This is a genomic window from Stenotrophomonas sp. PS02298 (assembly GCF_029959445.1).
In the GTDB taxonomy this organism is placed as follows: domain Bacteria; phylum Pseudomonadota; class Gammaproteobacteria; order Xanthomonadales; family Xanthomonadaceae; genus Stenotrophomonas.
The window spans coordinates 1-7,636 of the sequence record NZ_JASCOR010000188.1; the positions used below are offsets into that span (position 1 = coordinate 1).

Consider the following 7,636-nt stretch of genomic DNA (forward strand, 5'->3'; position numbering starts at 1 on the left):
TGGCTTTACCCAGGAGCCCACCTGTAGTGCCGAGCCATGCTCGGCAGGGGCGTTACCGATAGAGCCCCTGCCGAGCATGCCTCGGCACTACCGTTGGTTGTTCCAGCGCCCTTTGGCTTAGAACATCTCCCGCTGCAGGCTCAATGTACTCAGCACCTTGCTGGAGATCTCTTCGATCGAGGTGTGGGTGGTGCTCAGGGTCGGGATGCGCTCCATGCGGAACATGGTCTCGGCGGCGGTGACTTCGCGCTTGCAGGTCTCGAAGCTGGCATAGCGCGAATTGGGGCGGCGCTCCTGGCGGATCTGCTGCAGGCGCTCCGGGTCGATGGTCAGCCCGAACAGCTTGTTGCGGTAGGGACGCAGGCGTGGCGGCAGGCGATCCTGCTCCAGGTCTTCCTCGGTCAATGGGTAATTGGCCGCGCGTATGCCGTAATGCAGCGCCAGGTAGATGCAGGTGGGGGTCTTGCCGGCACGCGACACCGCCACCAGCACCACGTCGGCCTCGTCGTAATTCACCGCGATGCCATCGTCGTGGCTCAGCGCAAAATTCATCGCGTTGATGCGGCGATGGTAGGTATCGAAATCCACCATGCCGTGCGCCTGGCCCACCTTGGAGTGCCTGGCTGCGCTCAGCTCCTGTTCCAGCGGTCCGATGAATGGGGCGAAGACATCCAGGACCAGGGCCCCGCTCTCTTCCAGGATCAAGCCGAGGCTGGAATCCACGCACGAACTGATCACGATGGGGCGCACCTGGTAGCGCTCCCCGGCGGCCCGGATACGCGCCGCTGCCTCGAGCGCCTTGTCGGCATCGTCGACGAACGACATGCGATCAGTAACGAAACTGAAGCCATTGAACTGGGTCAACAGGCTGTGGCCGACGGTCTCGGCAGTAATACCGGTGCCGTCGGAAACATAGAAAACCGGCCGGATTGCCGTCATGAAAGCTTCCTTCAGAGTGTGATCCTGACCACGGGTCAAGCGTGATGGCCTAGCCTGTCCCGAAAAAGACAAGCACAAGACAAAGTATTGTCACAAGCTTGTGCGGCTTCGGTGTGCACTGCATCATATTGGCTTCTTCCTACGGACGTGGCCATCCCAAGCCCGCCACGGGCGATGGCCTCAACGGAGCATCGCGCTTGAACGAGAATATCCTGTGGTTGCATGAGCTGCGCTTGGCCGACCTGGCCCGCGTAGGTGGCAAGAACTCCTCACTCGGGGAGATGATCGGCAATCTTGCCGGTCTGGGGGTCTCCGTCCCCGGTGGTTACGCAACCACGTCCGAAGCGTTCAAGGACTTCATTGCCCACAACGACCTGTCCAAGCGCATTTTCGACAAGCTGGCCACGCTGGACGTGGAAGATGTCGCCGCCCTGACCGTTGCCGGCAAGGAAATCCGCGGCTGGGTGATCGATGCCCCGCTGCAGCCGCAGCTGGACAAGGACATCCGTGACGCTTACGCCAAGCTGAGCGCCGAGAACGGTGGCGGTGACATCGCCGTTGCCGTGCGCTCCTCGGCAACCGCCGAAGATCTGCCGGACGCCTCCTTTGCCGGCCAGCAGGAAACCTTCCTCAACGTGACCGGTGCCGACGACGTCGTGCATAAGGTCAAGGAAGTGTTCGCCTCGCTGTACAACGACCGCGCCATCGCCTACCGCGTGCACCACGGCTTCAAGCACGAAGACGTCTTCCTGTCCGCTGGCGTGCAGTTGATGGTGCGCTCGGGCGTCGGCTCTTCCGGCGTGCTGTTCACCCTGGACACCGAGTCCGGCTTCCGCGATGTGGTGTTCGTCACCTCTTCGGTCGGCCTGGGCGAAATGGTCGTGCAGGGTGCGGTCAATCCGGACGAGTTCTACGTCTACAAGCCCAGCCTGCATGCCGGCAAGCCGGCCATCCTGCGCCGCTCCCTGGGCTCCAAGGCGATCCGCATGGTCTATTCGGACGTCCCGGGCGAGCGCGTCAAGATCGAGGACACCCCGGTCGAGGTGCGCAACACCTTCTCGATCAGCGATGAGGACGTGCAGGAATTGTCCAAGCAGGCGCTGGTCATCGAAAAGCATTACGGCCGCCCGATGGACATCGAGTGGGCCAAGGACGGCGTCAGCGGCAAGCTGTTCATCGTCCAGGCGCGCCCGGAAACCGTGAAGTCGCGCGCCAAGGCCACCCAGATCGAGCGCTACGCGCTGCAGGAAAAGGGTGAAGTCATCGCCGAAGGCCGCGCCGTTGGCGCCAAGATCGGCGCTGGCGTGGCCCGCGTGGTCAAGTCGCTGGACGACATGGCCCGCGTGCAGCCGGGCGACGTGTTGATCGCCGACATGACCGACCCCGACTGGGAGCCGGTGATGAAGCGCGCGTCGGCCATCGTCACCAACCGTGGTGGCCGCACCTGCCACGCCGCGATCATCGCGCGTGAGCTGGGCGTGCCGGCCGTGGTTGGCTCGGGCAATGCGACCCAGCTGATCCAGGACGGCCAGGAAGTGACCGTCAGCTGCGCCGAAGGCGACACCGGCTTCATCTACGCTGGCAAGCTGGCCTTCGACCGCAGCACCACCGATCTGGGCAACATGCCGCCGGCACCGCTGAAGATCATGATGAACGTGGCCAACCCGGAACGTGCCTTCGACTTCGGCCAGCTGCCGAACGCCGGCATCGGCCTGGCCCGTCTGGAAATGATCATCGCCAGCCACATCGGCATCCACCCGAATGCGCTGCTGGAATACGACCGCCAGGACGCTGCCACCAAGAAGAAGATCGACGACAAGATCGCCGGCTACAAGGATCCGGTGAGCTTCTACGTGGATCGTCTGGCCGAGGGCATCGCCACCCTGACCGCGTCGGTCGCACCGAACCCGGTGATCGTGCGTCTGTCGGACTTCAAGTCCAACGAATACGCCAACCTGATCGGCGGCAACAACTACGAGCCGCACGAAGAGAACCCGATGATCGGCTTCCGCGGCGCCAGCCGTTACGTCGATCCGAGCTTCTCCAAGGCCTTCGCACTGGAATGCCAGGCCGTGTTGCGCGTGCGCAACGAAATGGGCCTGGAGAACCTGTGGGTGATGATCCCGTTCGTTCGCACCCTGGAAGAAGGCCGCAAGGTGGTGGAAGTGCTCGCCGCCAATGGCCTGAAGCAGGGCGAGAACGGCCTGAAGATCATCATGATGTGCGAAGTGCCGTCCAACGCGCTGCTGGCCGATGAATTCCTCGAGATCTTCGACGGCTTCTCGATCGGCTCCAACGACCTCACCCAGCTGACCCTCGGCCTGGACCGTGACTCCTCGATCGTCGCGCACCTGTTCGACGAGCGTAACCTCGCGGTCAAGAAGCTGCTGTCGATGGCCATCAAGAGTGCACGCGCCAAGGGCAAGTACGTCGGCATCTGCGGCCAGGGCCCGTCCGATCACCCGGATCTGGCCGAGTGGCTGATGCAGGAAGGCATCGAGTCGGTGTCGCTGAACCCGGACACGGTGGTCGACACCTGGCTGCGTCTGGCCAAGCTGAAAGCCAATAGCTGATCCAGCGGTTGATGCATGAAAACAAAACCCCGCCTTGGCGGGGTTTTGTTTGTCTGCGAGGTGACGATTTTTTTTCTGCCTTGTGGGAGCGGCATAAGCCGCGAAGCTGGCAGTGACTAAAGGCCGCAAAAGCCAACCCATCCCAAACCCTCCCCTTGGCTACGCCAAAGGGAGGGAGCGCAGCTGTAGGAGCGGCGTAAGCCGCGAAGCTACCGATCAGTCAGGTCGCAGGTGTGCTGGTGATTTCAGCATTGCCAGCTTCGCGGTTTACACCGCTCCCACAAACAAACGCTAACGCTCAGACCAACTCTGTCGCTGCCGCCACCACATCGGCATCACCCGGCAGCACCAGCAAGGCCGCACCAGCCAACGGTGTATAGGTATCCACACCGGTCACCCGGCGCAGCGGTACCTGCCCATGGCCGGCCTCGACCAGGGCCGTGATCACGCCCTCGCCCACGCCGGCACTCTGGCGACCTTCGTCGAGCACGATGATGCGCTTGGCGCCCTTGGCCTGCCCGGCGATATAGCCGGCATTGAGCGGCACCAACCAGCGCAGATCGACCACCCGTACCTTCCAGCCGTGCTGCTGCTCGATGGTCCTGGCAGCGCGCAGCGCCATTGGTACGCCGTTGCCGTAGCTGATGATCAGCAGGTCATCATTGCCTTCGCCGTAAACCCTGCCCTCGCCCAGCGTCAGTGCTTGATCCGGCGCCGGATACGGGAACAGCCATTGGCCATCGCCAGCGGCATGCAGATCCTTGGTCATGTACAGCGCGATCGGCTCCAGGAACACGCAGACCCGCCCGTCGACCTTGGCCAGGGCAGCAAGCGTGCGCAACATTGCCGCGGCATCATCGCCGCGCGACGGGCAACCAACCACCAGTCCGGGGATGTCACGGATGGCTGCGATCGAATTGTCGTTGTGGAAGTGTCCGCCAAATCCTTTCTGATACCCCAGCCCGGCGATGCGGATCAGCATCGGGTTGCGGTACTGGTCATTGGAGAAAAACTGCAACGAGCAGGCCTCGCCGCGCACCTGGTCGGCGGCGTTATGCAGGTAGGCCAGGTACTGGATTTCCGGCAGCGGCAGCATGCCCATGTTGGCGAAGCCCTGGGCCATGCCCAGGATCATGGTTTCATCGAGCAGGGTATTGAACACCCGACGCGGGCCGAATGCCTTCTGCAGCCCTTTGGTAACGGTGTAGACGCCGCCCTTCTGCGCCACGTCCTCGCCGAACAGCAAAGTCTCCGGGTACTTGGCGAACAGATCGTGTAGCGCCTGGTTGATCTGCACTGCCAGATGCTTGGCCGGCTGGTTCTCCGGCAAGCCAGCTTCGCTGCCGAACACCTGCAGGCGTCGTTCGCTGTAATCGGCGCGCGACGCCTCAGTCTGCACCTTGTCCGGCGTATACGGCGCCAGCGGCGCGATCACATCCTGCAGCGCGGTCAGGCGTGGGCGTTTGTCGGCATCTTCGGCGGCAGCGAAACAGCGCTGGCGAGTGTGTTCGTACAAGGCCAGCACTTCGGCCTTGTCCATCAGCCCCGATTCCACCGCAACCTGTGCCGAGCGTAGTAGCGGATCGCCCGCCTCCACCGCGCACAGCTCCTCCAGCGCCCGCCATTCGATCTCGAAGTCGGTACCGGCATGGCCCATCAGACGGGTGGTGCGCAGGTGCAGGAAAGTTGGCCGACGCGTGCGCCGGCAATGCTCGACCGCACGCTCCACGTCGGCGTAACCGTTGACCAGATCCAGGCCATCGGCATGGAAATAATCCAGCCCTGGGCGATGCCGGAAGCTCTCGGCGATCCAGCCTTCCGGGGTCTTCACCGAGATGCCGATGCCGTTGTCCTCGCAGACGAACAGCACGGGCGCCGGCAGCTTCTGGAAGCTGCTCCACGCCGCTGCATTGAACGCAGTCTGGGCGGTCGCGTGATTGGCCGAGGCATCGCCGAACGAACAGATGGTGATGCTGTCATCGGGAATCGGCAGGCCCTGCCCCAGTCGCTTGCCCGCTTCGATAGCCATCGCCGTGCCCAGCGCCTTGGGCAGGTGCGAAGCGATGGTCGAGGTCTGTGGAAGCACCCACAAAGGCTTGCTGCCCCACACCTTGTGGCGGCCGCCGCTGGCCGGGTCGTCCTTGCTGGCCGCGAAGGACAGCGCCGAGTCCATCACCGGGTCCATGCCCGGCAGCTTGCGGAAGCGCTCGGCCATGAAGCCGCCGGAGCGGTAGTGCAGGAAAGCCGGATCGGTGTGCCGGGCGGCGCGCGCCACCATCGCATTGCCTTCGTGGCCGGAGGAGCCAATCGTGTAGAAGACCTTGTTCTGCACGCGCAGCACGCGCGCCATCAGGTCCAGATGGCGACTGATCAACTGCGACTCGAACAACTCACGGAAGCTCTGCGCATCCAGCGTGCTGCCTGGCAGTATGGGTGCGGCCGGTTGCGGCCCTTGTTGCGGACCAGGCGGCAGCGCGCCGACGAATTCGATGAAATTGGTGTCGCAGATCTCAGCGCGGTTCAGGCCCTTCATGCGGGCCGGGATGGGATTCGGTACACGAGCAAACATGCAGACAGACTCCACAGCAAACAGGTGAGACAACGGAATCAAACATCAACAAGGAGCGCTCAGCCAGCCAGTATCGGCATGAAGCCGGGCTGGGCCTGCACCGCCTGCAACCAGCGCTGGATCGCCGGGTACGAGGACAGGCCAATGCCACCATCCTCGGCGACAGCGGTGTACGCAAACAGCGCGATATCGGCCACGCCGTAGTCGGGGCCGGTAAACCAGGGATTGCCCTGCAGGTGGCGCTCCATCACTGCCAGCGCATCATGGCCACGCTCACGCAGGCGCGGCAGTTCAGCGCGGCGCGGCGAATCGGCAGGCGTCCAGATGCTGATGAAACGCGCAACGGCGATGTAAGGCTCATGGCTGTATTGCTCGAAGAACATCCACGACAAGGCCTGCGCCCGCTGCCATCCATCACTTGGCAGATAAGGCGTGCCTTCGGCCAGCCAGAACAGGATGGCATTGGATTCGGTCAGCACCCGCCCATCGGCGCGCTGCACCAACGGCACCTTCCCGTTGGGATTGAGGGCGAGGAACTCCGGGGTACGGGTATGGCCTTCGGCGCTGTTGACCTCGACCCATTCATAGCGCGTCCCCATCTGCTCCAGCAGCAGCCGCACCTTGTGGCAGTTGCCCGACGTGGACATGCCATACACCCGCAACCCAGCACCCGAAAAACTCACTGATCCGCTCCCCGCTACCGAATGGCAGACGACAGCCTCCATCTGAACGGATCACAGGCATCGCGGTAAAGCTGCGACCGCAGCAAAGTGCGCTCTCAACATGTGATCTCAGCGTTGCGACATCCACTGCTGGCGGGATTGGCCCCACACATCCACCTCGATATCGGCGGGCGCCGGCAAGCGTGCCTGCCGCAGCAAGGTCGCGCCCAGCTTTTGCGCCACTGCCACCGAACTGGTGTTGGCCGGCACGATGGTATGGATCACTTCCTGCCAACCCAGTGCATCGAACGCCCAGTCGATACTCGCCCGCGCTGCTTCCGGCGCATAACCACGGCCCCAGAACTCGGAGGCGATTCCCCAGCCCACTTCGGTGCCCGGCCAGCCATGCGGCTGCCACGGCCCAACCCGGCCAATCCAGCGCCCGCTGCTCTTCTCGATCACCGAGAACATGGAGTAGCCGAGCAGCTGCCAGCTACCGGTCAGCGCCGCCAGGCTGCGCCACGCCACCGAAGGCAGCTGCACGCCGCCAAGATGCTGCATTGTCTGTGGATCGGCACAGAACGCAGCGAAAGCATCGAAATCCTCGGCTACCGGTGGGCGCAACAGCAGGCGTTCGGTTTCCAGCCGCAGATCGAAGACACTCATCGCAGTTCCTGTGTACAGGCAAACAAGGACACCGAGCTTGCGCCGGCCACCCCAACTGGTCAAACGGACGCTGCCTTGCTGGCGCCCGTTTGTGGGAGCGGCGCAAGCCGCGAAGCTGGCACTGTTCGCTCCCTGGAGAGGTTTTCGCGCCACCTGATCGTGTGTGGGCTTCGCGGCTTACGCCGCTCCCACAAAACAATAAAAAATCCGATGCCAGAGGTCTGGCA

At 63.3% G+C, this 7,636-nt stretch carries 5 protein-coding genes; 1 reads left to right on the forward strand and 4 read right to left on the reverse strand.

Going from position 1 to position 7,636, the window contains the following annotated elements; translation table 11 throughout:
• Positions 1–117 precede the first annotated feature (117 nt).
• The gene (locus tag QMX78_RS18790; protein WP_282272415.1) at positions 118–939 is read right to left on the reverse strand and encodes a pyruvate, water dikinase regulatory protein; all 822 of its coding nucleotides are present in this window, start codon (positions 937–939) and stop codon (positions 118–120) included.
• A gap of 197 nt (positions 940–1,136) precedes the next feature.
• Here QMX78_RS18790 and ppsA point away from each other — a divergent pair, with 197 nt between their 5' ends.
• Positions 1,137–3,512 carry a phosphoenolpyruvate synthase gene (gene ppsA, locus QMX78_RS18795; protein ID WP_282272416.1) on the forward strand — a complete coding sequence of 792 codons (2,376 nt, stop codon included), beginning with the start codon at positions 1,137–1,139 and terminating at the stop codon, positions 3,510–3,512.
• 298 nt (positions 3,513–3,810) lie between these two features.
• On the opposite strand, the gene QMX78_RS18800 is transcribed toward ppsA, so the two are convergent.
• The 3 genes from QMX78_RS18800 to QMX78_RS18810 all read right to left on the reverse strand — a co-directional run bounded on the left by QMX78_RS18800 (position 3,811) and on the right by QMX78_RS18810 (position 7,409).
• The gene (locus QMX78_RS18800; RefSeq protein WP_282272418.1) at positions 3,811–6,081 is read right to left on the reverse strand and encodes a thiamine pyrophosphate-dependent enzyme; all 2,271 of its coding nucleotides are present in this window, start codon (positions 6,079–6,081) and stop codon (positions 3,811–3,813) included.
• A 59-nt stretch (positions 6,082–6,140) separates the two neighbouring features.
• A complete protein-coding gene (locus tag QMX78_RS18805; RefSeq protein ID WP_282272420.1) occupies positions 6,141–6,764 on the reverse strand; it encodes a glutathione S-transferase family protein in 624 nt (207 codons plus the stop codon).
• Between the two features lie 108 nt (positions 6,765–6,872).
• The gene (locus QMX78_RS18810; RefSeq protein WP_282272422.1) at positions 6,873–7,409 is read right to left on the reverse strand and encodes a GNAT family N-acetyltransferase; all 537 of its coding nucleotides are present in this window, start codon (positions 7,407–7,409) and stop codon (positions 6,873–6,875) included.
• Positions 7,410–7,636 lie beyond the last annotated feature (227 nt).